Genomic DNA, 441 nt, shown 5'->3' with positions numbered 1-441 from the left:
GCCCGCGGCTGCATGATTTCATCGCCGACTGGCGGCACCGGTGCGTTGAACCAGGTCGGCTCGCGCTGCCGCCAGTCGGCGATGAAATCATGCAGCCGCGGGCAGAGCGGGCAGTCGCGGCCGGGTTCGGGGGAGGTCGCGGCCACCAGGGCCGCCGTCGTCAATACTCGTCCTCGTCGACCTCGGCCGGTTCGGGCCGCCGCACCGGCCGCTCGGACGGATCGCGGCCGACTTCGTTCTTCAGGCTCATCAGGTCGATGAAATGGTCGGCCTGGCGACGCAGGTCGTCCGATATCATCGGCGGCTGCGAGGCCATCGTCGAGACGATCGAGACTTTGCGGCCGCGCCGCTGCAGCGCCTCCACCAGCGTGCGGAAATCGCCGTCGCCGGAGAAGATGACATAGTGGTCGACGACGTCGGCGAGCTCGAGCGCATCGACGG

General features: G+C 68.9%; 1 protein-coding gene and 1 pseudogene. Both read right to left on the bottom strand.

Annotated elements, in window-relative coordinates; all coding sequences use genetic code 11:
* Window positions 1–149, bottom strand: a pseudogene (locus tag EN742_RS39925) (uracil-DNA glycosylase); the annotation flags it as partial.
* An 11-nt stretch (window positions 150–160) separates the two neighbouring features.
* A partial coding sequence (locus tag EN742_RS37370; protein ID WP_128334010.1) for an NYN domain-containing protein occupies window positions 161–441 on the bottom strand: 281 nt, incomplete at its 5' end.

It is taken from the genome of Mesorhizobium sp. M4A.F.Ca.ET.020.02.1.1, assembly GCF_004022645.1.
GTDB lineage: Bacteria > Pseudomonadota > Alphaproteobacteria > Rhizobiales > Rhizobiaceae > Mesorhizobium.
The sequence above is the reverse complement of the archived record's forward strand: the minus strand, read 5'-3'. Positions and strand labels throughout refer to the sequence as shown.